Here is a 26,741-nt window from a genome sequence, read left to right as displayed (position 1 = left end):
GATATAGACTTCGAGACAAACAAGAGATACAGTCGGTTTGACATTAAGTTGACACTAAATGCCGTTTTCCTACAGATTTAACCGACTCCAGAAACGATCGCAAAACCCAGAACTGCGACAAACACAATCAGGGCATAAAATTGAGCGCGACCGCTCTCAAAGTATTTCAAACCTTCCCCACTAACCAGGGTGATAAACCCTGTTAAGTTGACGACACCATCGACGACTCGCAAATCCACTTCCATCACTTGCCGTGCCAAACGGCGGCTGCCTTTGACAAAGAGAAAATCGTTGATATCGTCGAGATACCACTTGTTGAGGGAGAACTCGTAAAGCGGTTTGATTTTTTGGGCGATCGCACTTGGGTCAATTTTACGGCTCAAATACATCAGAGAAGCCAAAGTAATGCCTAGCAAAGCAATACCTACAGAGCTTCCGCCCATGATTAGAAATTCCGTCAAATTGAACTCAGCAGCGTGTGCCAAAACTTCTTCAAGAGACTCGCCTGGAGCGCGAACAAACTGCTCGAAATAATTGGCAAACGGCGTACCGAGAAAACCGATAAACACAGAAGGTACTGCCAGCAAGACTAACGGCAGAGCCATTGTCAGAGGAGATTCGTGAGGCAAATGGTCGTGCTCATCGTGACTGTCGCCAGTTGATGCCAATTCCTTAACGTTCATCGCTCCCGGGCCAAAAACAACACCGGGTTGCAGGAGTTGCCGCTTGATAGCGCTGTCATTGCCCCGGAATTCGCCCTCAAAGGTGCTGAAATACATCCGGAACATATAAAACGCGGTCATCCCGGCAGTCAACCAGCTAACAGCCCACAGAGCGGGATTTGCTGCGAAGGCGCTGGCGAGGATTTCGTCTTTTGACCAAAAACCAGCAAACGGCGGAATTCCGCAGATTGCCAAATTTCCGATTAAAAAGCAAGCAGAGGTAATCGGCATATATTTCCGCAAGCCGCCCATGACTCGCATATCTTGAGCGAGAGCGGGGTTGTGGCCTACAACTGCTTCCATACCGTGAATCACTGAACCTGAACACAAGAACAGCATTGCTTTGAAATAAGCGTGAGTCATCAAGTGGAAAAGTCCGGCACTGTAAGCGCCGACGCCCATTGCCATCACCATGTAGCCGAGTTGCGAGATGGTGGAGTAGGCGAGGCCTTTTTTGATGTCATTTTGGGTAATCGCGATCGAAGCGCCCATAAATGCCGTAAAACAGCCGGTGCAGGCAATCAAATTCATGACTGCCGGCAGTCCTTCCAACACTGGGTACATCCGAGCGATTAGGAATACGCCCGCGGCTACCATCGTGGCGGCGTGGATCAGAGCCGAAATCGGTGTGGGGCCTTCCATTGCGTCTGGCAACCAGACGTGGAGGGGGAATTGAGCGGATTTGGCTGCTGGCCCCAAAAATATGAGGATGCCGAAGATTGTCGCCAGAGTCGCCGAGAGATCACCGGATTCGACTAAGGAGTGCAGGCGTTCGCCCATGACGCTAAATTCAAAGCTGCCGGTGGCCCAGTAAATGCCGAGGATGCCCAGCAGCAGGCCGAAGTCGCCGACGCGGTTGGTGACAAAAGCTTTTTGGCAAGCGTCAGCAGCGGGTTTGCGATCGTACCAAAATCCGACTAGCAGGTACGAACACATACCTACGAGTTCCCAAAAAATGTAAATCTGAACGATGTTCGGGCTGACTACGAGACCCAACATCGAGGCGCTGAAGATGCTCAGGTAGGCGTAAAAGCGCACGTACCCGTCATCGTGAGCCATGTAGCCGTCGGTGTAAATCATCACCAAAAAAGCGACCGTGGTTACGATCGCCAGCATGACCGACGTTAGGGGGTCGATAATATAGCCCATATTCAGCGAGAAGTCGCCAGCAGAAGCCCACTGAATACTGCGGGTGTAGGGTGCGTGGCCCTGTAGTTGACTCCACAGCAATGCGAAGGAGAGTACCATTGACCCTCCGAGCGCGGAGACGATTAATATCGCATTCGCTTGTCGGAGCTTGTTGGTTGCCTGGTTAAAGGTGATTAAGCCTAGACCTACTAGCATTGCGCCTGCCAGCGGCAGGACAGGAATCAGCCAAGCATATTGATAAAGCAGTTCCATGACTGATAGGTAGTTTAAAGTTTCTACTAGATATTGACAAAACTGTAAACAATTGTGACACACGCCTGCGCCACTGGGCCAAAATACTTGATCCAATTCTTTAAGTATTGCTATACCTGAGTGCAATCGCGAGCGAGACGATCGCACTACTTTTTTCCTGGCGAGCGAGAAGATCGCACCCTACTCCGAAAATCATTATTCCCGTGGCAAGGGAAACTATGTGATAAATCTCACAGTCCTGTGCGTTCAAGACTGCGAGATTTATTTTGGTGTCCGATGGTTGATGCACAAATGGGGAATGCCTTCTGCTTTCTACATAAAAGCAGAATGCCTTCTACACAAGAGCCGAATGCCTTGGGACCATTACCTGTTGGCGACTTCCTGAAGTTGCAGCCGTTGAGATGGGGAAGCTACGTGAGCTGCGAGCATCCAGGAATCCAGAGTCCGCCGCAGTTCCTCGCGTCCTTGGTAGTCTTCCAATCTAAATCGAACTTTATCGCCCTCAAACAAAATCAGCGTGGGCAGACTTGTCAACCGATAAGTGTGGGCCAATTTGAAACATTGATCGGCATTCACCCCGACCAGCTTGACTTTTTCTGCCCACTGTGATTCAAAAGTCTTAAGCGTGGGGTCGATCGCGCGGCACAAACCGCACCAAGGAGCCGAAAAGTGAACTAAAACGGGGGTAGAGGCTTGAAACACCTCTTTTGCAAAAGTGCGTTCGCTAACCGACAACACCATGAGCCCTCAAAATTTAATAATTTTTTTTCTATCCTAGGGATCATGCTACCAGTATATGTTCCTAGTTACACGCATCAAAAAAGGATGAATTTCCCACAGCAGGCCAGTAAAAATGACTACACCTAGATAGGAAGGGCGCAGAAATTCAAGCAAATCAAGGGTTTGACGCTTTTGTAGGATTGCCAAAAAAGGCATGATTGAGGTTCGAGATTTGATGGTTTCAAAGGATTCTCCAAAACGAGCCTGAAGTCGTCTGTCGCCGTGCCACACTCCGAACAGGTGGTGAAGTACCAAACCGATGGAAGTGACGAGGGTAAAGCTAGTGCCAATCCACAGGGTGTGGGCCACGCACCAAATCACCTGTCCCACCATTTGCGGGTGACGGGTGATACGAATGATGCCAGTTTCGTAGAGGTGAACTTGGGGCTTTTGGACGGCGGCAATTTCTAGGAGGTTGAAAGTTGCTGGGTACAGAAACAGAAAGGAAATTGCCGAAAGTATCCAAACAGCAGGTTTAACTCCGGGTAATCCCTGTACTTGCCAAAGCTGTACGCCGTCGTAGCGGTGGTTGAAAAAGTAGACAATCAGAATGACGGCTAGCGGCAAACTGACAAGGGCAAACAAAACGCGATAAAGTCTCGGCCCGATCAGCTTTTCACCTTTGGGCCGGAGGGCTGCTAAACCGCTGTGGGCGATCGCAAAAACCAGTAATAGACCCAGAATAACTAAGTGGGAGTCGAGCGCCAAGTCGATCGTCATTGCAAATATTAAGAAAAGTTATTGATTCTCGGCCAATTTGTGTCACAAAGTATCTATGGGAGCATTCAGCGGTTATCAGTCAGTTAACTGTTCACTGTTCGCTGTTGACTGTTCGCTGTTCGCTGTTGACTGTTCGCTGTTGACTGTTCGCTGTTTGCTGTTCGCTGCCTACAGTCAACCGTCAACCGTCAACTGACAACTGACAACTGACAACTGACAATTTAGATATATGTCTGACCTTCCTTTCACTTTAGACCAGTTACGCATTCTCAAGGCGATCGCCTCTGAAGGAAGCTTCAAACGCGCCGCGGACAGCCTCTATGTATCCCAGCCAGCAGTTAGCTTGCAGGTGCAAAACTTAGAGAGACAGTTGGACGTGCCGCTGTTTGACCGGGGGGGGCGGCGGGCGCAACTGACCGAAGCCGGACACCTGCTGCTGAGTTACGGCGAGAAAATTTTATCGCTTTGCCAGGAAACTTGTCGAGCTCTGGAAGACTTGCAAAATCTCCAAGGCGGTACTTTGATCGTCGGCGCTTCTCAAACAACGGGGACGTATTTGCTACCCCGGATGATCGGGATGTTTCGCCAAAAGTACCCGGATGTAGCAGTACAGCTTCACGTTCACTCGACCCGCCGCACGGCGTGGAGTGTGGCCAACGGGCAAATTGATTTGGCAATTGTTGGCGGAGAAATTCCTACCGAACTTGTAGAAGCTTTAGAAATTGTTCCTTACGCTGAGGACGAACTGGCTCTGATTCTTCCTCCGTCTCACCCGATGGTACAACAAGAAAGTATCCAAAAAGAAGACCTTTACAAATTGCAGTTTATATCCCTCGATTCGCAGTCTACGATCCGCAAAGTAATCGATCAGGTACTGACTCGCTGCGGCATTGACACGCGCCGCTTGAAAATAGAGATGGAACTAAATTCGATCGAAGCAATTAAAAATGCCGTTCAGTCGGGGCTGGGAGCGGCTTTTGTCTCGGTTTCGGCGATCGAAAAAGAGTTGCTCATGGGCGTCTTGCACAAATCTCAAATGGACGAAGTTTTGGTAACTCGAATTTTGTCGCTGATTTACAACCCCAACCGCTACCGTTCTAAAGCTGCAGAGGCTTTCAGCAATGAAATTTTACCCCAATTTGCTACTTATTCGACCATCCTGGAGAAGAAAGAACCCCCGGCGCTCGATTTGGGATTCATAGAAATAGCAACTCCCAACTCGGCAGGAAGTTAATCTCTTAGGTCGCTGGCAGTTAGCAGTTCGCGGTTAGTTGAGAAATCGAAATCTGATTTAACAATCGCTTTTTCTTCCCTCTTCCCTCTTCCTTCTTCCCTCTTCCTTCTTATTAGCAAACAAAAATGGAAGTTTACTGCACCCGACCGGGCTGCCCGCGCCCTCAAAACTATTTTCCCGACCTCGATGACAGTTCGCGGCTCAAAACGGTGCAGCAAAAGTTTTGCACCGCTTGCGGGATGCCCATGATTTTGAGCGGGCGCTATTTGCCCGTGAGGTTGTTGGGTCAAGGCGGTTTTGGGGCGGCATTTTTGGCCAGAGACCGCTATACTCCCGCGATGCGGCAGTGCGTTGCTAAACTTTTGCAGCCCTCGGTAAATCTGACTCCGGCCCAGCTAAAAATCGCTCAAACTCTTTTTGAACGGGAAGCGGCGGTGCTGGAAGAACTGGGAAACGAACATTCCCAAATTCCGAGTTTGCTGGCTTTTTTTGAGCTGACTGTTACGAGTTTGCAGCCGGGAAAAAACGATCAGTTTTTCTATCTGGTTCAAGAATTTATTGACGGTAAAAATTTGGAGGATGAACTAGCTGTTAAAGGCAGGTTTTCGGAGACGGAAACGGTGGAGGTGCTGCGGGAAATTTTGAAGGTTCTAGATTTTGTGCACTCTCGCGGTTCGATTCACAGGGATATTAAACCTGCTAATATTATGCGGGGTAAAAACGGTCGGCTTTATTTATTAGATTTTGGGGCTGTTAAACAAGTAACACAAAGTGTTGGGAGTGCAAAAGCTTCGACTGGTATTTATTCTTTGGGTTACGCTCCGCCAGAACAGATGAGCGGGCAAGAAGTTTATCCGGCAACGGATTTGTATGCTTTGGCTGTAACTTGTATTACTTTGCTGAGTGGTTTGCAGCCGACAGAGCTTTTTGATAGTTACAGAAACGAGTGGAATTGGCATTCGCGGGTGCAGGTAAGTTCGCGTTTGGCTCACGTTCTCGATCGAATGTTATTATCAGCTCCCAGCCAGCGTTTTCAATCTGCGAGTGAGGTGGAAGCGGCTCTGATGTCTGGGCCTCAACAACATTCTCAACCACCTACAGTCGTGGTGGCGCCGCCTCCGATACCTCTTCAACCGACTCTGCCTCCTCCTGTACGGGTTCCGGCGACGCCTCCGGGAGGGCTGCAACCTTCGCAGAGAGCGACTTTTTCGATTTGGGAGGTTTTGTCGGGGGCGGCGTTTACGGGTTTTGAGGCGGGGGTGCTGGCGATCGCCCTGACGAGTTTGTTGCCCTCTCCTGGCTTGAGTATCGGATTGTTGGGGATGATTGTGGCGGGTTTGATTTACGGGCAGTACCGCAGGGCGATCGAACAAACTGAGATGTTAATTATTGGTGCAGGTACTGTGGCTTTGCTTTGGTTTTTCCCGGTTTTACAGACGGCGGCACTTGCGATTTATCCGAATTCTCCGATCACTGGCGTTTTATTTGTAGGATGGTTGGGTGCTTTGGGTGCGATCGCGGGAACAGCTATTTTTCGCCTGATTTATAAGCTGCTTTCAAACGTTTTTTAATGTAATAGTCATCTATCTCCAGAAAAGCCTGTTTTGAACAGGCAAGATGCCTGTTCCACAATAATTAATTATGGGAGATGTCTAATTTAAAATGCAGACTCAGAAGTCTATCTACCCGAATTGGGTGATTGCTTGGGGCCCAGAAGCCCGATCGCACCCTGCAACTTGGGAAACGTCCGGTTTTGCCATAATCGGAGCTGAACCCACCTTCAGCCCCGATCGGCGATTTGTGCTGGTAGGTGACTGCTGCTTCGATCGCACCCCAATGCTCCAACAACAGATTGATACCGATGGATTGACCGATTTGGCGATCGTCGGGCGGCTATGGGAACAGTCAGGCCCTCAAACTTTGAGCTTACTGGAAGGACAATTTGCCCTTGCAGTGTGGGATCGAGAGGAGCAAACCTTGTGTCTGGGGCGCGATCGCGTCGGAGCCAAAACCCTCTATTACACCCGTACAGGAACGACTCGCTGGATCTCGCCTCGACTGCGATCGCTCAATCCGTATCACGATCGAGAACTCGATTTAGTTGCTTTGCGCGACTACTTGTGCTGTGCGTTTGTACCTGGAGCACAAACGCTGTGGGAAGCCGTGCGAGAGTTGCGGCCCGGTAGCTACCTGTACTTACCGGATATTCAGGCGCAGAGATACTGGCAGCCACAGGAGCAAATTACTAACGCCGATCGCCCTTTGGAATGGCACAGTCAACAAGTGCGATCGCTTTTGGAACAACTGGTGCAGGAAGCGCTACCAGCGGGAGAACCAGTCGCAGCATATCTTTCGGGTGGTATTGATTCAAGTTGCGTCACGGCGATCGCAGCGCGACTGCACGATCGTCCAGTACACACTTTCTCGATGCACTTTGGCGCTCAATATCCCAGCGAGATTGAATTTGCCAACATCGTTGCGGCACATTGTGGCAGTGAGCACCACGTTTTGGAAGTTTCGCCGCAGCAAATTTGGGAATTGCTGCCGGAAACGCTGGCGGCGATGGACGATCCGGTGGGGGAAGGCTTGACGGTGCCAAATTTGCTGCTGGGGCGATCGGCAAAGCAATTCGCAGACGTGGTACTCAATGGCGAAGGCGGCGATCCGTGCTTTGGCGGGCCGAAAAATAAGCCGATGTTGCTGAATAGTTTGTATGGTTCAATTCAGGGTAAACCAGATCCGATCGCAGCTTACTTGACTTCGTTTCAAAAATGCTATGTGGATTTGCCACGTTTGCTGAAGCCGAAGGTTTGGGAAAAGGTGAAGAATGCGCCTTCCGTCTTTGCTGAGGAATTGCAACAGACAGAAACGACGTTTTTGAATCGGCTGATGCGGCTCAACATTGAGTTTAAAGGAGCCGATTACATTTTGACCAAGGTGAATAATCTCACCGCTGCGGCGGGATTGGAAGCGCGATCGCCTTTGTTTGATTCGCGGATGGTGGCGCTGAGTTTGCAAATTCCGCCAGAGTACAAGCTTTCGGGTGCTCAGGAAAAAGCGGTTCTCAAAGCTGCTGTGGCGGATTTGCTGCCCGATGTCATTGTCAACCGTCCGAAAAGCGGGATGGTGATGTCGATGCAGCAGTGGTTTTTGAGGGATTGGCAGCGGCAAGCGCGATCGTTGCTGCTGAATCGTCATGCGGCGATCGCGCCTTACCTCGATCGAACACTAATCAGCGAGTGGCTAAACTATCGTGGAGAAGTTTTTCCCCGCTACGGGCTGAAGCTGTGGCTGCTGGTGACGCTGGAAATTTGGTTACAAGTAAATCGCCGTTAGTTATCCAAAATTAGGATACGGCGCCGTGCCTTTCGTCGTGTCAACTTCAGCAGTTGACGCCCAAATTTGTCGAGCGACAATGGCATTTTCCCTATGCGGTTTTCGCTCTTGTTTATAGAACCGAATTAAACCGCAGAGGGCGCAGAGGATACAGAGAAACGGAAGAGACAGATGAATCATTCCGATGCCAACGGATTGCTATATACAGTGTATTTCATAAATCTGGAATACGCTGTATATAGCAATCCTCGCATCATTTGTGAATTTCTTGCTCCCTCCCATTGGTAAGGGGAGGGTTGGGGTGGGGTAAAAAGTTTACGACTCCTGCAAGGATTGCTATAGTTCTCTTGCGATGATTATGGGATGTTTGGTTTCACCCTTTTTTAATTCGCCACCAGTCTCTTGAAATCGCCCGCAATTCTTCAACCCGCAAATTTAACCATCCGCATTTTCAACCCCCAATTTCAAGCACTATTTTGCCGGTTACTGAGCCTGTTTCTAACAGTTCGTGAGCGGCTTGCGCTTCTTCGAGAGGGAAAGTTTTGCTGACGTGAATTTTTAGCAAGTTGCGATCGCACAAACGAGCACACTTCTGCAAAATATGAGCCTGCTGTTCCTGTTCCTCCACCAAACCTTCTAGCATTGGTGTTAACATTAATTCCAGACTAATTCTCAGATTCCGCATTCTCGCTGTTTTCAAATTGCCCAAAGCTGGATCGGGTTCCAAAATTGTTACCAAATCTCCATAAATCTTCACAGCCGGAATAGTTTGGTAAAAAGTTTCTCCCCCGACTGTATCGAAAGCCAAATCAACTCCTTGTCCTTGAGTCCAAGTCAAAACCTCATCGACAACATTGGTATTTTTGTATAAAATAACTGAATCTGCACCTAAGTGCTTGACAAAATTGGCTTTTTCCGCAGAACTAACAGTCGTGCAAACCTCTGCCCCCTGCAACTTCGCCAACTGTACCGCGACGTGGCCGACACCGCCTGCACCAGCTTGAACCAGCACTTTTTGGCCAGCTTGCAAGCGCCCTCGATCGTACAGCGATTCCCAAGATGTAATTAAAACTAACGGTGCCGCCGCCGCCTCAGCAAAACTTAAAGCAGCAGGCTTGAGGGCGAGAAAGCGTTCGTCTACAACGGCAAACTCAGCATAAGTACCGATCGACCCGCCCAAACCGCCATTGCAGAAAAAAACCTCGTCTCCCACTTGGAAACTTTGCACACCAGCACCGACAGCCTCTACGACTCCAGCACCGTCGCACCCCAAAACGTGAGGAGCTTTATCGGGGTAAAAAGTGCCGCGCGATCGCAACTTAGTATCGATCGGATTGATACCCGCCGCTCGCAACCTTACCAAAACTTCAGTTTCTGTTTGTATAGTAGGGGCGGGGATATGTTGTAGTTTCAATACGGACGGGCTGCCGGGGGTTTGAAAAACGATCGCTTTCATCATGGGTGTTACACTAGATCAGATAATCCCTAGACTTTATTGTACATTGCTTAGCAAAGCCACAAAAAAAATCGTTTATCCCAAAATTTATGATTGTTGTTGAAAGGCCGTACATATATCGGCAGCATCAGTTTTATAAACAACTTGATGACTTATCGTTTCTGTCGAGAACTCTCTACAATTACGGTAAATATTATATGAAGAACCACTTTTTTAATTCTGGATCTAAAGTTTGCGGTACTAGAATTATCAAACAGTTATCTGCTCTCCTAAAACCTACAGACTGCTCTCAATCATTACCTGCTAAAATTAGCAATCAAGTTCTTAATCAATTTGTTGTTATATATTGGGACGATTGCAACAAGTCAATAAGAGGTTACGATCCACCTCTACCTAGATTTTCATTCCTCTCCAGCATGCCCCAATACAAACATAAAATCTGGGAACGTAAATTTTTAATTCAGGATAACCAGTCCATAGAAAAAAAGGGAGGTGACAAAAATAATGGACTACTTCATTTCTCTCAAAGTGACATAATAATTTCTACAAAATCCCAAAATGTCATCAAGGTAAGGATAGGTCTTGAAACAGCGCTCTACTTTGTTGAGGCTGCCCATCAAAAGCTTGTAACTTTGGTGGATTTAAATTATCACCTCATAGCAGGTATAGATTTAGGCTTTGATCGCTTCGTTGCTTTGCCATCCAATAAGCCAACATTTACTCCAACACCATATCATAAAAAACATCTCAAATCAATTAATCCATGTTGCCATCAGCGCCGAGCATTTTTACTGTCAAAACGTGACCAGGGAAAATCTACCACGCGCCAAATCCAGCAAATCACCTTTAATCGAAACAAGCGATTAGAAAACTACCTTCATCAAACCAGCAGTTTGATTGTCAAGCGGTTGGTGGCTGAGAAAATAATCCAGTTAATTATTGGCACAAATGTGAGGGAGAAACAAAATATAAAGTTACAAAAAAAGCCTCATAAATTTGTGAAAGTTCCTCCTGACCAGCTCATAAAATATATTACTTACAAAACTGAGCTATTTGGTATCAAGGTAATAGTTACACAAGCATTTTATACAAATAAGGGCAGCTTTTTGAATTTAGAGCCTGTCGGTAAGCAAGAGTCTTACCAGGGTAAGAGAGGTAAACGAGGGTGGTTTAGGTCTTTTAAGGAAAGTTGGATTAATGCTGATGTGAATGCAGCGTTAAATATGATTATAAAAGTAAACGTAAGCTCACCCTTAGAGGAGTGCCACAACCGTATATATGTGTTTGCAATTTCACCTGTACGGGTTGAACCTGTACAAAAAGAAACACAAAAAGTTGGGTAATGTTAAGTATTGCCCGGTTTTTTGTCAACTCTTAACTCTCTTGTCGCCTTCACGGCGATTTGACCTTGTATTCGTTACCCATCCGTGACGATACTTAGTTATTTTTAAATAGATTGGCTTCAGATAACTACAATAATTGTCGAGCGGTGCTAATCGATGTTCGAGCTAGATTTATTTTTTTACTTTGAGATTCTTGCATATTTTCTGGGATTATCGGCGATTTTAGCCTTGGTGTCCGCGATTTATCTCAAGTGGCACCGACGGCCTTCCAACCTACCACTAACCCAAGAGCAACAGCAGTTGGCAGAATTAAAACCAGACGATTTATCTGCGAGATTGAAAATGCGGAAAAACTTTTTGATTTTCCCCAACCCAAATCAGTGGCCGGCAACTGACAGCTTCTTGGGTAAAGTTTTAGGTATGGGCCGCGCTGTATTCTGGGCCAAGCAAGAACGCCTAAGTGTTAATTCTTCGCCTCTTTTGGGGCCTGGAACTAGCAAAACCCTAAATCTGAGCATTTTGGGTTCGATGGGAGAAAATCCCGCTCGCCCGAATGCCGAGAATCCTCCCAAAGTTACTCCTTCCGAGCAATTAGAGGAAGATTTGCTGGGCGAAATCCTAGCAGGTACTGATTCGCCGGGTGGAGCACAATTCTTTGATGCCTTAGTTTGCCACTTAGCCTCAGCACTCGGAGTTCGCACCGCCGTCGCTGCCAAATCGATTAAGTCGAAGGCACGCACCGATGCTGCTGCCGATAGATTGCAAATTATCAGTTTTTGGAGTGACGGACAGCAGCAGCCAAACTTTGAGTGCGACACCGCCAATACTCCTGAAGCGCGGGTGCTGGAGGCGGGAATGTATTCCTGTCCCGACAACCTCTGGGAAACCTTTCCAGAAGACCGCAGACCGGTAGTTACAGGTGCGCGCAGTTTCCTGGGAGTCTTGCTGAAAAACTCTTACGGCGAACCTTTAGGCATTATTTGTATTTTTCACGATCGACCCCTGGTCGAAGCACATCTTGCCAAATTCCGATTAATTCTCAGCATCTTTGCGGGACGGGCCGCCGCCGAATTAGAGCGGCAGCGCCTAGAAGCAGCACTTTCCACTGTAGAAGCGAAATACTGCGCCCTGGTAGAACAAATGCCCGCTGTCACATACATTTCTCCCCTCAACCGCAAGGCTGCCAAACTTTACATCAGCCCGCAAATAGAGACTTTTCTAGGTTATTCTGTAGCTGAATGGAGAGCAGATCCCGACTTGTGGCTGAAACTCGTTCACCCAGAAGACCGCGACCGCGTGTTAGTTGAAAACGCTACACAGAAATTCACCGATGGAGAAGATATCTTCTGCGAGGGGTCGCTGGTTTCAGAATACCGCGCGATCGCCCGCAACGGTCGAGTCGTCTGGTTCCGCGATCAAGCAACCGCAGTTCGCGATGAAGCAAGCAAGTCTGTCATCCTTCAAGGCGCAATGTTTGATATCACAGAGACTAAAGTAGCTGCCAGCGCGCTGCTAGAAAGCGAATACCGCTATTACACCTTGGCAAAAATACTGCCGGTCGGGATTTTCCGCGCCGACGCTGCTGGAGATTGCTTGTATGTCAATGAGCGATTTTTGGAGATGGCGGGACTGACTGCGCCAAAGGCACTAGGCGAAGGTTGGGCGCAAAGTTTGCATCCGGAAGACCGCGAGCGCGTTTTGAGCCAGTGGTATCGCGCTGTCACAGACAAGTTGCCCTGTAAGTTAGAGTATCGCTTTTGCAACGGTGACTTCACAACCTGGGTATTTTGGCAAGCAGTGCCAGAAATGACCAAAAGCGGGGAAGTTCTAGGCTATCTCGGCACATTGACCGATATCACCGATCGCAAGCAGGCAGAATTCGCGCTGCAACAGGCGGAAGAGAAATACCGCAGTATCTTTGAAAATGCGATCGAAGGCATTTTTCAGACAACGCCCGACGGACGCTACCTCAGCGCTAACCCTGCTTTGGCGAGAATTTACGGCTACGAGTCGGCCGCCGAATTGATCGCGAATATCCAAGATATAGACCGCCAACTCTACGTCGATCCCAACCGACGTGGGGAGTTTTTGCGCGCGATCGAAAAACACGGTTTTGTGTCTGAGTTCGAGTCCCAAGTTTACCGCGCTGACGGCACTACTATCTGGGTTTCCGAGAACGGTCGGGCAGTTCGCGACCCTGACGGAAAGTTACTTTACTACGAAGGCACTGTCGAAGATATTACCCTCCGCAAAATAGCCGAAGATAAGTTAGTACACGATGCTTTGCACGATATGCTAACCGGTTTGCCCAACCGATCTTTATTTATGGATCGCTTGGGACACGCGATCGATCTTTCAAAACGCCGTCCCGAGATTTTGTTTGCGGTGCTGTTTATCGATCTCGATCGCTTTAAGGTTGTTAACGACAGTTTGGGGCATTTAGTGGGCGATAGGTTGCTGATCGCGATCGCGCAGCGCCTGGGAATCTGTTTGCGCGCTGGAGATACCGTTGCCCGTCTCGGCGGCGACGAATTCGCTATTTTGCTGGAAAATATCAAAAGCACCGAGGATGCGATCCAGATTGCCGAACGAGTGCAAGCGGAACTGGCAGAGCCTTTTTACCTTAACGAGTATCAAGTTTTTACCAGTGCTAGCATTGGGATTGTTTGTTCTGGTGTTCCTCCGCGTCCAACGGAAACCCGCAAACTGTCGAGTCCCGAAAATCAGGGAAATATCGATCGGGAAACTTCTTTGTCTTGCTTATCTTCCGACTCTCCTGTTCCCAATGTCCCGTTGTCCATATTGTACGATCGACCGGAAGAACTGCTCCGAGATGCAGATGCTGCCATGTATCATGCTAAAGGATTGGGCAAAGCTCGCCACGAAGTTTTTGACTTAAGTATGCACACTCGCGCCGTCGCCCTTTTGCAACTGGAAAACGACCTGCGACGCGCTTTAGACTGCCAGGAATTTCAGCTTTACTATCAGCCCATCGTCTCTCTAATTACCGGTAAAATCAGCGGTTTTGAAGCGCTGCTGCGGTGGTATCACCCGCAGCGGGGTGTCGTATCTCCTGGCGAGTTTATTTTAGTAGCTGAAGAAACTAGATTGATTATACCTATGGGCTGGTGGATGATGCGATCGGCTTGTCATCAGATCCACGAGTGGCACCAAAAATTCCCAGCCAATCCGCCGTTGACTGTCAGCGTCAACCTTTCTAATCAACAATTTAAACAACCGGATTTAATCGATCGCCTTCGCGAAATTTTACAAGAAACTCAGCTTGACCCCCGCACTTTAAAGGTAGAAATTACTGAAGGCGTCATCATGGAGAATGCCGAATCAGCAGTGGCTATCCTCGCGGAATTGAAAAATTTAGAAATTCAATTATATATTGACGATTTCGGAACGGGCTATTCTTCTTTGAGCCGCCTGCACACTTTTCCAACTGATGCTTTAAAAATCGATCGAGCTTTTGTCAGCCGCATGACTGAAGATGAAGGCAACGAAGCGATTGTACAGACTATTTTAATTTTAGCCAGTCATTTAGGTATGGATGTAATTGCTGAAGGAATCGAAACCAGCGAACAGCTTAATTTACTCAGAGCGCTGCAATGCGAATACGGACAAGGATACTTTTTCTCAAAGCCAATAGACAGCATCGCAGCCACACTTTTGATAGAAAGTCAACCTAAATGGTAATGACTCATGGGTAATTAATCATTAGGAATTGCTAATTCGGACTCGGGAATCGGGAATTGGAAATTGGAAATTAGAAATTAGAAATTAGCAAGTGGAAGTTAAAACCTTCTTCCTTCTTCCTTCTTCCTTCTTCCTTCGGACTGACATCCGTTACATCCGTTACATCCGTTACAGAATCCGTTGCCGAACTTCCTTCTTCCTTCTTCCTTAAACTTTCGCTTCCAAAGACTTGAGAAACTCAGTATTGACCCCCGACTCCCGCGTCAGGGCAATTTTCCCAGTACGAGCAATTTCCTTAATCCCAAATCTATTGAGAACCTGGACGATCGCCACCATTTTACCGGGATCTCCCACAACTTCCAATGTCAGCGTATCATCACCAATATCCACAACTCGCGCTCTAAAAATTTGAGCTAACTCAATGATCTCCGATCGCGTCCCGCTAGCAGCATTAACTTTCAGCAACATCAACTCGCGTTCCACACAGGGAATTTCTGTTATATCCTGAACTTTTAGCACGTTAATCAACTTGTACAGTTGCTTGGTCAACTGCTCGATAACCTGGTCATCTCCGGGTACAACCATTGTAATCCGAGATATTCCCCCTTGCTCAGCCGGGCCAACGGCGAGACTTTCAATATTAAAACCCCGACGGGCAAACAAACCAGCAATTCGAGTGAGGACACCCGCTTCATCTTCAACTAAAACCGAAAGAGTGTGTTTCATTTCTCCAAAAAGACGCATTTCGTGCAATTCTACTTTTGCCAATTCGCCTTTTAGCAGAAGTGCACGCCCATTGAACCTGCATTAGACATTTTATCGCGAGTTATATCATTTCCGGTTACACCGGAATGATGTTGACTGTTGACGGTTGAGTGTTGACGCCGCGAACAGTGAACACTCAACGCCGTGAACAGTTAACTCGAATTTACTATTCCGATGCTGACGGATTTGATATTATTAGCTGTTCATCTACGGGAAAAAACAATATATTAAGCTGTGGGGGCGAGAGTCACCTCCGATCGACAATATCACTCATCGATCAGCGTAAATCCGTCCCCACCCGCTTATTGTTGTCGATCGCACCCACATGAGCTAAGTTTTTTTGTGTACGAACCTACACAATTCCTCGCGACAATAAAAACTTTTCAGGTCTTGTCGCTAACGGGGAATGAAATTTTGAGATTAATTAATCTCAAAATTCATTCACAGAAAAACCCGGTGTTGCAGCGACGGCATCTGGCGGCGGACTTGTTCTAATCTATCGGGATTAATTTCTGCGATCGCCACACCCGGTTCCTCTCCGGCATCCGCCAACACCACACCCCAAGGATCTATAATCATCGCGTGACCGTGAGTTTGACGGCGGCCGTAGTGGCGGCCAGTTTGTGCAGGGGCGATCGTATAACAAGTATTCTCGATCGCCCTAGCTTGCAACAAAACCTTCCAGTGATCCTTGCCAGTGTAAGCCGTAAACGCCGCGGGCACAAACAAAATATCAGCCCCCTTGTACGACAAATGCCTGTACACTTCCGGGAACCGCACGTCATAGCACACCGAAAGTCCCAGCGTCCCCAAATCCGGCGACACATAAACAGGCGGCAAATCTTCACCAGCTTTCACAGTGTTCGATTCCCTGTAAGTAATGCCGTCTGGCACATTCACATCGAACAAATGTACTTTTCTGTACCTTGCCACTTCAGTACCGTTTTGGTCTACCAGCAAAGAGGTATTGTATACCTTCCCCCCCTCTGTCGGCACCGGAAATCCGCCGCCCAGAATCGTTACCTGGAACCGTTGGGCCATCGTTTTGAGGAATTTTTCGCTCAGGAGCCCGATCGCCTCTGCTGAAGCAATCTTTTCCTCCTCTTCTCCCATAAACGAGAAATTTTCTGGTAAGGAAACTAACTCGGCACCCCGACGTACTGCCAGGTCGATTAATTCCTCTGCCTGAACCAAATTTTTTTGCAGGTCAGGCAAGCTAGTCATTTGAATTGCTGCGGCGAGATAAGACTTCATCGATTCACAATATTAGTCATTAGTCATTAGTCATTAGTCAGTAATCATTAGTCATTGGTAACTAATTTGATAACTAAATAGTTGATATCCTTTGATTTTACCCAGTCATAAAGCTGTCTAGCACGAACTGCTATGGTTTGAGAGTTTTGATATTTGAGCTTTAAATTAACCTATAACTCATAATTCAAAAATCAAAACTCTCAACTTTTACCTCCTAGGTTTTGCAACCTAATTGGCCTTAAATCTTAAGGCATTGGATGGAAAAGCAGGTCGGGGAAAAAGCGGTTAAATTCAATTAAAGCCGCAGCTTGAATAGATATCCAAAGGATAGCCAATACTGGTGCTGTCGAAAGAAACTTGACAAAGTATTGCATGAATTCTGCTCCTGAAAATTCGAGACAGTTGGTAATTGCCGATCGGTCTGTGGCTAATTGCTAATTTCCAGTTAATTAATTAACTGTTAGCTATTAGCTCTTCTCCATTTCCCAATTTTAGCGGGGGGAAACAGTAATTTCGTCGTCCTTCGCAAACATTTCACCGCTGGTGATTGATGTGAGAGCTGCCAGAGGCCATAAAACGCCGCTCAGCATACATTTGATTGCCAAAGGAACGTCGATAATAATCTCTTTTTCCTCTGGGGTTGCTGATTTTTTGGTAACTTGCAGATAAGAACGGCCCACCCAACCAATCCAACCTGCGATATACAAGAACAGTATGCTAGGAATCAAAAAGTCCCCTGCTTTGCTCAAGTTGCCGTCTACGATTAAGTGCGGGTATCCTTCCGGGCCGCACATAGCTTGGGAATAGCGATCGAATCTTGCTTTCGCAGATGCCGGGTCGCCATTGGTAGAACGTGCATTTTTAGCCAGTTCCTTGAATTCGGGAGAGTCCTTGCACGGCACTAAATTGTAAGCCGAAGCAACTGGAGCAAAACTGATCCAGACACTCAACACTAAAATTGCAGCAAACAATCGTCGCATGGAATTGTTTCCTTTTGTTACAAAACAATAAGTTTTTGTACAAGCATTTCAACTTGCCGATCTGGAATCCAGATTACCGTGTTTGTTGACAGTGTAAAGTATCCATCATTGATGCGGCAAATCCCAATAGAATGAGGGATTAGCGTTTTCATAGGTCAATGCTGAGCTAGCAATACCGCGAGGATATTCCTTCCTTGCATCAGATGATGACCTTACCTGTCGATCGGTCAAAAATCCCTTAACTATAACCTGAGTACAGGTAGAGGAGGGGACTTGCGCCGAATTAGTTAAGCTAGCAATAACTAACCTATCAAATAAAATTACCAGTTAATGGCAACCATTTTCGCAATCGAAACAAGTTGTGACGAAACAGCAGCAGCAATTGTTAAGAATCGTCAAGTTTGCAGCAATGTTGTAGCATCACAAATTAAAATCCACGAGCAGTTTGGCGGAGTAGTGCCGGAAGTGGCTTCGCGGAGTCACCTAGAAATGCTAAATCAGGTAATTGCCCAGTGTCTCGGTGAAGCAAACCTGAGTTGGTCAGAAATTGACGGCATTGCAGCGACTTGTGCCCCCGGTTTAGTAGGTGCATTGTTGGTCGGGCTGACAGCGGCAAAAAGCTTGGCAATAGTCCATCAAAAACCTTTTTTAGGCGTCCACCACCTCGAAGGGCACATCTACGCTTCTTACCTTACCGAACCAGACTTGCAGCCACCGTTTTTGTGTTTGTTAGTTTCCGGCGGACACACTAGCTTTATTTATGTCAAAGATTGCGGCGTTTATGAAACTGTAGGACACACGCGAGACGACGCCGCCGGCGAAGCTTTTGATAAAGTTGCGAGACTGTTGCAGCTAGGATATCCCGGCGGGCCGCTGATTGACAAATTAGCCGCCCTTGGCAATCCCCAAGCATACCCTCTACCAGAAGGCAGAATTTCCTTGCCTGGTGGCGGCTACCATCCTTACGACAGCAGTTTTAGCGGGTTGAAAACCGCAGTTTTGCAATTAGTACAGAAACTCAAGAAACAAAATAACAATGTGGGTGCTGAAGGCATCTTGCCTGCCTCTACAATTAATGATATTGCGGCTAGCTTTCAGGAAACAGTAGCCAAGGGTTTAACAAAAAGAGCGATCGACTGTGCCGTAAATTTCGGGCTTTCCACTATTGTAGTCGGTGGGGGAGTTGCAGCAAACAGCGGACTGCGAAAACACTTACAAGCAGCAGCAGCAAAACATAACTTGCGAGTATTATTTCCGCCATTAAAATATTGTACAGACAACGCAGCAATGATTGGCTGTGCCGCTGCAGAACACTTGCAACGAGGACACACATCGCCCCTGACTTTGGGAGCAAATTCGCGGATGGCCCTCAGCGATATTATGGAACTGTACAAGAGTCATTAGTTATTAGTCATTAGTCATTAGTCAACAGTCAACAGTTAACCGTCAACCCAACGATGAAAATTCGCGACGCAGAAGAAAGCGATTTGCCAGCAATTGTCCAAATATATAACGCAGCAATACCGGGAAGAATGGCCACAGCAGATTTAAAGCCAGTCTCAGTCGAAAGCCGCCTCCCCTGGTACAGAGAACACTCGCCCAATTACTGGCCGATTTTGGTAATGGAATCAGAACAAAATATTGTTGGCTGGCTGAGTTTTCAGCTTTTCTACGGACGCGCCGCTTATCAGCATACAGCAGAAGTTAGCATCTACGTCGCACCCGATCGCCAACGCTGCGGCATCGGACAAAATTTATTGCAATCGGCAATTGTGCGGTGTCCCGAATTGAAGCTTAAAACTCTCATAGGCATAATTTTTGCTCACAATCAGCCGAGTGTAAGATTGTTTGAGAAATTTGGCTTTCAGCGGTGGGGATATCTGCCACAAGTTGCCGAACTTGACGGCTTTGAAAAAGATGTCGTAATTCTGGGTTTGCGTTGTCCGTAGGAAGTGATATCAATTCCGGTGGCACCGGAATTGATGCGATGTTTGCTCAATCTGCTAAAATTTTAATTTCATCCAAAGATGCGATCGCCACATCAGCATTTTCCAAATGACTAACCTGGGCCTTTCCCCAACAAATCCCGATACAGCCAGCAGCGCCCGCATTTTTACCCATCTGAATATCGCCCGCTGAATCTCCCACCATCAAAGTTGCGGCGGGATTTACTCCGAGTTTCTCACAAGCTTGCAAAAACAATTTCGGATCTGGTTTATGAACCGTTGAATCAACTCCCATTTCTAACTGAATCCACTCGGCTAATGCGTGGTGTTTCACAAATTTTTGCACCGATTCTGTTGTAGCCGCCGAAAGAATTCCCAGTTTTAAACCCGCTTCCGAAAGATATTTCAGCACTTCCAAACTGCCGACAAATAAAGGAGAAACAGCACTATTTTTAAACATTTCGTCAGCTTCGTCAAAAGCGCGGCGCGCAATAGTTAAAGATTCCAGCCATCCCCTGCCGGTTTCGGCGATGTATCCCGCCGCCACAATCTCATTTTCCCTACGACTACCGACTGCTAGCAAGCCCGTGGGGTCAATGCTGCCGCCTTCGATGCCGAAAGCCATTTGTAAAGGCTCTCCAACGCCCGGAATTTGAGCGTCTGCGAGGCGCGATCGCTTAATTCCCAACAATCTCAAAAATTCTTGAGAATCCTCTAGAGTGCCGTCTTTATCAAAGATTACGGCTTGGATATTCGAGAAGGTAATGCCCCGACATTTAATAGTTACCAAGAATCTAAACTCCGTAATTTTTATATTTTTTTATATCTTCCCATATGGCGCTATTTTTGGCAATTTTTAATTGCCCGCCCTCGTTGTGTTCCTACAAAATCATGTCCAACATTAGACATCTCCAAGAATCATTGTGGGACAGGCATCTTGCCTGTTCAAAACAGGCTTTTCTGGAGCTAATTATTGTTGTGTTTATACAAAATTAGGACACAAAATTGTTGTGTTACTACAATCAATCCATTAAAATCGTCCTACTAAATTAGCCACCATTAATCCTAGTACAACCGGCTGGATCGGCTTAACCATATGCCTTTGAAAACCAGCTTCGATCGCCCTTTCGCGTTCTTTATCGCCCGCATAGGCAGTCAGCGCCGCGGCGGGGATTTCTCCTCCGGCTTCCGCAGCAAGAGCTCGCACTTCTCGAATTAAGAAATACCCATCTTCCTCTGGCATTCCGATATCGGAGATTAGCAAATCATATCTGCCCGGATTTTCAGTCAAAGCAGCGATCGCACTTCTGGCAGATTCAACTGCCAAAACCTCCGCCCCGTAGCCTTCAAGCACAAATTGCAAGAAGTCGCGGGTATCGATCTGATCGTCTACGGCTAAGATCTGCAAGCCTTCTAGAGAGGGGACGCGATCGCTAGAGGTGTTTAAAGGCTCTACCAAATCAGTTGAGTTTAAATCGATCGCCGATGTCAACTCTTGAGGCAGCGATCGCAACGGCAATCTCACAGTCATTGTAGTTCCTTGTCCCTCACCCGGACTTTCGGCTTGCACCGTTCCCCGGTGCAATTCAACCAGGTGACGCACGATCGACAAACCCAATCCCAGCCCTTGATTGGTCTTAGTGCTGCTGGCATCGCCTTGATGGAAACGATCGAAAATATACGGCAAAAATTGTGCCTCAATGCCTTTTCCCGTATCGCTGACTCGAAGTTGAGCATGATTCTCGATCGCCGATAGCATGATTTCCACTCGTCCCCCCGCCGGAGTGAACTTAATCGCATTAGACAGAAGATTCCACACAACTTGCTGCAAGCGATTGATATCCCCTAAAACACTCGTAGAAATCAACTCCGAAACAATTTGAATGTTTTTTGCTTCGGCGGATAATTGCACCCCGTCCAGCGCAGCTTGCACCACTAACCGCAGATCGATCAGACAAATGGACAGTTGAAGCTTGCCACTCGTAATCCGGGAAATATCGAGGATATCTTCGATTAACTGAGATTGTGCCCTCGCGCTGCGCTCGATCACCTCTAGAGCGTTAGTAAAGGCTACTCCCTCAAGCTTGCCAGAACGCAGAACTTGTAACCACCCCAGGATCGGAGTCAGGGGATTGCGGAGCTCGTGGGAGAGATTCGCGAGAAATTGATCTTTAGCACGGTTGGCTGTTTCTGCTTGTTGGCGGGCCAACTGTTCGTGCTCCAATAACTCCGCTCGTAGGGTGTCAAACTGCTTGCGATCGGTGATATCCTCGATCGACAACAGAATCATTAAAGCTTGGTCTTCTCGTTCAAGTTTACAAGCATTCAGCAGCATGGTTTTCTGCCCGCTCTGCTCAAACAAGTGATCCAACTCAAAGTTTTCAAGCTGAACATCACTCACCAGAATATCTTCCAGAATCCATCGCAATTGGGGGATATTCCACTGCCCGTTGCCTAGCTCAAACAGCGAAGATTTTGCTGTTTCTGACGGTGAAACCTGAAACATTTCATAGAACGAGCGATTTGCTTTATTCACTCGGAAATCAGCATCTAGGACGACTAAGGGCGTTCGCACAGTTTCCACAATGGTTTCAGAATAATTTCGGGCCTCCTCCAAGGTTCTGGCACTGCGTTTAAGAGCATCAATATCGAGCAAAACAATCACCACACCGTCAATCTGGTTTTCCGTTGTCCGGTAAGGACGAATGCGGAGGTTGTACCAATATCCCGATAAAGTTTGAACTTCTTGTTCTTTCGTCTGCAGAGTATCAATCACCTCCAAAATCATCTGTTCCAAGTCAGGAACGTTCAGAGTTGAGCGGATGTCGCTAAAAGGTCGTCCAACATCTGTGGGAATCACACTAAAAATTTGCTGTGCCGTTGGCGTAAAGCGTCGAATCTGTAAATCGTTTGTCAGCATTAAGATAGGGATATTGATACTGGAAAGCAAATTTATCAGATCGTTATTGACCAGGTTTTGTTCAATATTTCGGCTGCGAAGTTCCTCGTTAGTGGTAGTCAGTTCCTCGTTAGTAGCTTGAATCTCTTCTTTGGCAGTTTCTAACTCCTCGTTGGTGCTTTGCAACTCCTCGTTGCTCGATAGGATTTCTTCGTTGGCAATTTTGATGTCTTGGTTGAGATTTTCGTGTTCCTGGATCACTGCTTGCAGTTGCGCTTGCACCGCAGTTTTGTCTTGGTAAGCGCTTGCAAGTGCCTGCCTCAGCAGCTCAATTTCGCGCACTAAATCAGCTTGCTCGAAGCTTTCAGAAGGGAGGGCGGTGAGGTTAAGCACGGGGGGTGAAGCCTGTTCAAATAGCACCAAAAAGTAGCGTCCTTCGACGGCCTGTGGCTGAAACGGAATCACCTCAAAATTGACGGTACTCGATCGTCCGGCCGATTCAACAACCGATACCCCTTCTTTCCTAACGGTGACGTTCTGCGTTTGTGCCTGATAAATAGCGGTGCGAAGCTCAAGCAGCAAGCCTTCCCTGGCCATTGTCAGCAAGTTTAAGTCGGGCGTTCCGAATGCCAGTCTCAAGTAAGGATTGAGGTCTCCCCGCACTTGCAGGATGTTCATGAGCTCGTTGACAACCACACCTGCTAGGGGATAGCGATTCAAAATCAGTTGGTCTGTTTCTCGCTGTAAATCAAAGCTATTTGTCAAATTTTCCTTCACCCCCTGGCGTTCGCGTGCTTTAGCTACGGGATAGGAACTCGGCGTAAACGAAAAAGTCGGACGAGTCGCCGTCAAGTTTTTAGCATAAATTTTAGAGTTTTTATCCACTGAAGTAAACAAGTATGAGAATTTTCCGGTGCTTTCAGAAGTGCCTAACAAGAGAAAGCCATTTGGGTTAAGACTGTAATGAAAAATGGGCATCAATTTTTTTTGCAAAGACTCTCCCAAGTAGATGAGTACATTGCGACAGCTAACTAAATCGAGATTGGAAAAAGGCGGGTCGCTGCCTAAGTCTTGTCGGGCAAATACACAGAGTTCGCGGACTGCCTTGCTGATTCTATAGCTACCTTCTTCTTGGGCAATAAAGTAGCCAGTACGCCGTTCTGGTGAAACATCTACCATCTGGTTTTCTGAGTAGACGCCAGACCTCGCTTTGCCAATTGCCTGTTCGCTAATGTCTGTGGCAAAAATCTGGATCGGTGGCTGGATGACTCGATCGCTCAAAAACTCTAACAAGCAAATCGCGATCGAATAAACTTCTTCACCTGTGGAACATCCCGCCACCCAAATCCGAATCGGAGTTTCGGCCGATTTATTTTGGGTAATCCTGGGGAAAACCAGTTCTTTTAACTTTTCAAAGGCTTCGGGATCGCGGAAGAAATTGGTAACGTGGATCAGAATTTCTTCATACAGGGCTGTGACTTCAGCCGAATTGTGTCGAAGGTGTTGGGCGTAATCGTTCAAGCTTTCCAGCTTGTACAACACCATCCGCCGCTGAATGCGTCGAGCGATCGTGGTGGGTTTGTAGTGGCTAAAATCAACGCCTGTGCTCGATTTTAGCAGCGCAAAAATAGTTGCCAGGGCATCTCCCTGTTCGAGCGATTCCTCAACTTTTGTCATGGGAAGCGAGCCAGTGAGAAGGGGATTGTGACTGTAGTTTGCCAGTTCCTCCGCAATTTTTTCCGGTGGCAGAACGAAATCGACATTGCCTGTGGCAACAGCGGTATTCGGCATACTATCAAATTTTGCTGTGTCTTGACATTGAGCAAAAGTCATGCCTCCGGCTGCTTTGATTGCCTTGAGCCCGAGTGAACCGTCTCCGTCTCCCCCGGATAAAACTACGGCGATTGCTTTGTGCCCGCGATCGATCGCCAATGAGGTAAAAAACGCATCTCCCGGCATATATTTACCATAAATCTTCTCGCGCGGTGATAGTTGCAGCACGCCTTTAGATAGCACCATCTTGGTATTGGGCGGAATAACGTAGACTTGATTGGGTTCTACAGCTACACCGTCTTTTACCTCATTAACAGGCATTTGCGTCGTTCTCGCGAGAATCTCGCTCAGCAAACTTTTGTGATTGGGATCTAAATGCTGAATCAGCACAAACGCCATACCCGTATCGATGGGTAAATGGCTCAGTAACCCCGTGAATGCCGCCAAACCTCCTGCTGAGGCAGCAATCCCAACAATGGGAAACGGGGCATCGGTTTCGGCTAATTGTTCGGAATCGAGGGCGACTGGTGCGATCGATTCGAGTGTATTTTCTGGAGATTGTTGAGGAGAAGTCATGATGGGAAGTCCTCGACTTCAGTTATTTAGTAGAATAGATACCGCGCCAGCCTAATGCTGAGTAATTCGGGCTATTTTTATCAAAGCGTACTTAAGTGATGGGCATTATGAAGCTCCATTAAGGATGAGCTACACTGTGGGAGCCATGAGCTGAGCGCTATCGAACACTTCTATATGCTGTTGGAGCGATCGCAACAACAGGCTGGCAATAACCAAGTAGTATATTTGCTTGCCTACTTAGCTTCTGTCAGCAACCAGTGTAGAAGAAAGTGCGATTACTGATTCGGTATTAATTCTAGCAGTATAAGCGATTTGTGCGCCTTGTATTCCTTTTAAATCTTCTACTCTTTTTTGAATTTCGGAGACTCCAGCAGCTTTTAATGCTGTTAAAAATGCTTCGTCGCTGTAAACATCTTCGGAAAACGAAACTTCGTCACTTTTAGAAAGATTTTGAATGCGGGCGGCTTTGTTGACTGTCGAGCCAAAATAGTCGATCGAATTATTAAGATTTACCAGCAAAGCCGTACCTCGGTGAATGCCAATCCTGACTTGAATCCACTCTTGTGCTTGGCGAGTGGAGTTATACTCTCTCAAACACGCTACAGCACCAGCGGCAGCCATAATTGCTTGTTCGTTGCTGATAAAGGAAGCCATGACGGCATCGCCGATGGTTTTAATGACTTTACCGTTAAATTTCTCGATCGACTCAAAGAAAATTTCAAAATGATCGCGCACAATATTGTAAGCTTTGGTATCTCCCAGTGTTTCGTACATTCTGGTAGAACCGGTAATATCAGTAAACATAATAGTAATCGCCCGAATCTTGACTCGCTCTCTTTCCGAGATTACTCGATCGCCGAACAAACGCTTATAATCCGGGTGATGAAGCAGTTGCATTCCTGACAGCCGCAGGGGCAGTTGTTCTAATGTCAATTCATCGGGCAATTCATCTGAATGCAAAATTAGCCCCGACAAATTGTGTTCGCTATTAGTTAATTCTATCTTGAGTTTTCCCGGACGCACGGCCAGGTCTTTTTTATCGAAATCTGGGCCGGCCAACTGCTGGAGTTTAATTTCTTGTATCTCTTCTGTTTTTTCGCCTTCAACCTTTAAAATCCCTTTAGCTAAAGTCAAGGGACAGCAGTAGCGGTATCGACCTTCTTCTAAGGTGACAGTCTCGGATTCGGTGCAGTATAAAGGCGTTACCAGTTGCAGTTTGCTCAGGAGTACGGGAGGGGGAGCGCAGACGGGCCGCAGTTGCGGGTCTTCGATTTCTTTGTTCAGGGAAAAAGTAACTTCGACGCGATCGAGCAAATCAATTTTAAACTCGCGCTCGCACATCGGGCAAAAAGACATTTCTGATGTGTCTGCCAAATCCTTAAATTCTTCTGTAATCATGTTGCAGTGGGGGCAGTGAATATCCCAGTGCAAGTCGAAGGCACCAGCTTTCACTCCGTGCAGAAATTCCGAAGTAATTCTTTTAATATTCTTGACTGTATCCCCTGCGACGTAGTAAGGGTTAATCCGCAATCTCTGCAAAATGTGGGAACCGATTAACCATTTTTCGATTTGGTCGATCGTTCCTTTGCTAGAATTAGGACGTTTTTTAAGCTGTTCTAATTTTTCTTTTAATAGTTCGATGTTCATTATCGGCTTGCCTCTGAGCGTTAGGGCAAGAAATTTATAAGGATTATGATGTGTGATTTGCTCGTCGGGTTTGTTCTTGCCTGAGAATTCTGATGAGTTTGCACTTGTGCGGATGTCCCTGATGTTTGTAAATCTTAACAAATTAGCAGCATAAAGGCTATGCCTATTTAGGCAGAGCGATCTGCAACTTGTAATAATTCAAAGTGC

General features: G+C 47.1%; 18 protein-coding genes. 7 read left to right on the top strand and 11 right to left on the bottom strand.

All coding sequences use genetic code 11. The annotated features are described in order from the left end of the window. Positions 1–77: 77 nt before the first annotated feature. The 3 genes from QUA53_RS05265 to QUA53_RS05255 all read right to left on the bottom strand — a co-directional run bounded on the left by QUA53_RS05265 (position 78) and on the right by QUA53_RS05255 (position 3,623). Positions 78–2,123 (bottom strand): NAD(P)H-quinone oxidoreductase subunit 5, encoded by a 2,046-nt coding sequence (locus QUA53_RS05265; RefSeq protein WP_333095564.1) that lies wholly within the window; start codon positions 2,121–2,123, stop codon positions 78–80. A gap of 363 nt (positions 2,124–2,486) precedes the next feature. Then, a complete protein-coding gene (locus QUA53_RS05260; protein ID WP_333095533.1) occupies positions 2,487–2,864 on the bottom strand; it encodes a thioredoxin family protein in 378 nt (125 codons plus the stop codon). Positions 2,865–2,909: 45 nt separating this feature from the next. Continuing rightward, positions 2,910–3,623, bottom strand: a complete 714-nt coding sequence (locus tag QUA53_RS05255) for an NnrU family protein (RefSeq protein WP_333095535.1) — start codon at positions 3,621–3,623, stop codon at positions 2,910–2,912. Positions 3,624–3,852: 229 nt separating this feature from the next. On the opposite strand from QUA53_RS05255, the gene QUA53_RS05250 reads away from it, so the two are divergent. From QUA53_RS05250 to QUA53_RS05240, 3 genes are all read left to right on the top strand, one after another. Then, positions 3,853–4,857, top strand: a complete 1,005-nt coding sequence (locus QUA53_RS05250; protein ID WP_190663891.1) for a LysR family transcriptional regulator — start codon at positions 3,853–3,855, stop codon at positions 4,855–4,857. Positions 4,858–4,982: 125 nt separating this feature from the next. Next, positions 4,983–6,428: a serine/threonine-protein kinase gene (locus QUA53_RS05245; RefSeq protein ID WP_333095536.1), complete on the top strand. Its 1,446-nt coding sequence runs from the start codon at positions 4,983–4,985 to the stop codon at positions 6,426–6,428. Between the two features lie 91 nt (positions 6,429–6,519). Beyond that, positions 6,520–8,193, top strand: a complete 1,674-nt coding sequence (locus QUA53_RS05240; protein ID WP_333095537.1) for an asparagine synthase-related protein — start codon at positions 6,520–6,522, stop codon at positions 8,191–8,193. 451 nt (positions 8,194–8,644) lie between these two features. Here QUA53_RS05240 and QUA53_RS05235 read toward each other — a convergent pair whose 3' ends face one another. Beyond that, complete coding sequence (locus QUA53_RS05235; protein ID WP_333095565.1) at positions 8,645–9,649, bottom strand: zinc-dependent alcohol dehydrogenase family protein; 1,005 nt, start codon at positions 9,647–9,649, stop codon at positions 8,645–8,647. 89 nt (positions 9,650–9,738) lie between these two features. On the opposite strand from QUA53_RS05235, the gene QUA53_RS05230 reads away from it, so the two are divergent. Both QUA53_RS05230 and QUA53_RS05225 read left to right on the top strand, forming a co-directional pair. Beyond that, complete coding sequence (locus tag QUA53_RS05230) at positions 9,739–10,992, top strand: transposase (RefSeq protein ID WP_333095538.1); 1,254 nt, start codon at positions 9,739–9,741, stop codon at positions 10,990–10,992. 156 nt (positions 10,993–11,148) lie between these two features. Then, the gene (locus tag QUA53_RS05225; RefSeq protein ID WP_333095541.1) at positions 11,149–14,694 is read left to right on the top strand and encodes an EAL domain-containing protein; all 3,546 of its coding nucleotides are present in this window, start codon (positions 11,149–11,151) and stop codon (positions 14,692–14,694) included. 207 nt (positions 14,695–14,901) lie between these two features. Here QUA53_RS05225 and ilvN read toward each other — a convergent pair whose 3' ends face one another. The 4 genes from ilvN to QUA53_RS05205 form a co-directional block, all read right to left on the bottom strand. Continuing rightward, positions 14,902–15,420, bottom strand: a complete 519-nt coding sequence (gene ilvN / locus QUA53_RS05220) for an acetolactate synthase small subunit (RefSeq protein WP_333095566.1) — start codon at positions 15,418–15,420, stop codon at positions 14,902–14,904. 480 nt (positions 15,421–15,900) lie between these two features. Continuing rightward, positions 15,901–16,713, bottom strand: coding sequence for a carbon-nitrogen hydrolase family protein (locus QUA53_RS05215; protein WP_333095542.1), 813 nt, complete (start codon positions 16,711–16,713; stop codon positions 15,901–15,903). 245 nt (positions 16,714–16,958) lie between these two features. Beyond that, on the bottom strand, positions 16,959–17,087 hold the full coding sequence (psaJ, locus tag QUA53_RS05210) for a photosystem I reaction center subunit IX (RefSeq protein WP_333037175.1): 129 nt from the start codon (positions 17,085–17,087) through the stop codon (positions 16,959–16,961). Between the two features lie 117 nt (positions 17,088–17,204). Continuing rightward, complete coding sequence (locus QUA53_RS05205) at positions 17,205–17,693, bottom strand: Photosystem I reaction center subunit III (RefSeq protein WP_333037176.1); 489 nt, start codon at positions 17,691–17,693, stop codon at positions 17,205–17,207. 330 nt (positions 17,694–18,023) lie between these two features. Between QUA53_RS05205 and tsaD the strand changes: the two genes are divergently transcribed. Together tsaD and QUA53_RS05195 are read left to right on the top strand one after the other, a co-directional pair. Next, positions 18,024–19,097 (top strand): tRNA (adenosine(37)-N6)-threonylcarbamoyltransferase complex transferase subunit TsaD, encoded by a 1,074-nt coding sequence (gene tsaD, locus QUA53_RS05200; protein WP_333095543.1) that lies wholly within the window; start codon positions 18,024–18,026, stop codon positions 19,095–19,097. 53 nt (positions 19,098–19,150) lie between these two features. Then, positions 19,151–19,642 carry an N-acetyltransferase family protein gene (locus QUA53_RS05195; RefSeq protein WP_333095545.1) on the top strand — a complete coding sequence of 164 codons (492 nt, stop codon included), beginning with the start codon at positions 19,151–19,153 and terminating at the stop codon, positions 19,640–19,642. 46 nt (positions 19,643–19,688) lie between these two features. On the opposite strand, the gene QUA53_RS05190 is transcribed toward QUA53_RS05195, so the two are convergent. The 3 genes from QUA53_RS05190 to QUA53_RS05180 form a co-directional block, all read right to left on the bottom strand. After that, positions 19,689–20,429, bottom strand: a complete 741-nt coding sequence (locus QUA53_RS05190; protein WP_333095548.1) for an HAD family hydrolase — start codon at positions 20,427–20,429, stop codon at positions 19,689–19,691. Between the two features lie 240 nt (positions 20,430–20,669). Continuing rightward, a complete protein-coding gene (locus QUA53_RS05185) occupies positions 20,670–24,887 on the bottom strand; it encodes a chemotaxis protein CheB (protein ID WP_333095549.1) in 4,218 nt (1,405 codons plus the stop codon). A gap of 237 nt (positions 24,888–25,124) precedes the next feature. After that, positions 25,125–26,534 carry an adenylate/guanylate cyclase domain-containing protein gene (locus tag QUA53_RS05180; protein ID WP_333095551.1) on the bottom strand — a complete coding sequence of 470 codons (1,410 nt, stop codon included), beginning with the start codon at positions 26,532–26,534 and terminating at the stop codon, positions 25,125–25,127. Positions 26,535–26,741: the final 207 nt, after the last annotated feature.

Origin of the sequence: Microcoleus sp. Pol12B3, assembly GCF_036701355.1 — a bacterium.
Lineage (GTDB): Bacteria > Cyanobacteriota > Cyanobacteriia > Cyanobacteriales > Microcoleaceae > Microcoleus.
This window is presented reverse-complemented; position numbering and strand designations above follow the sequence as displayed.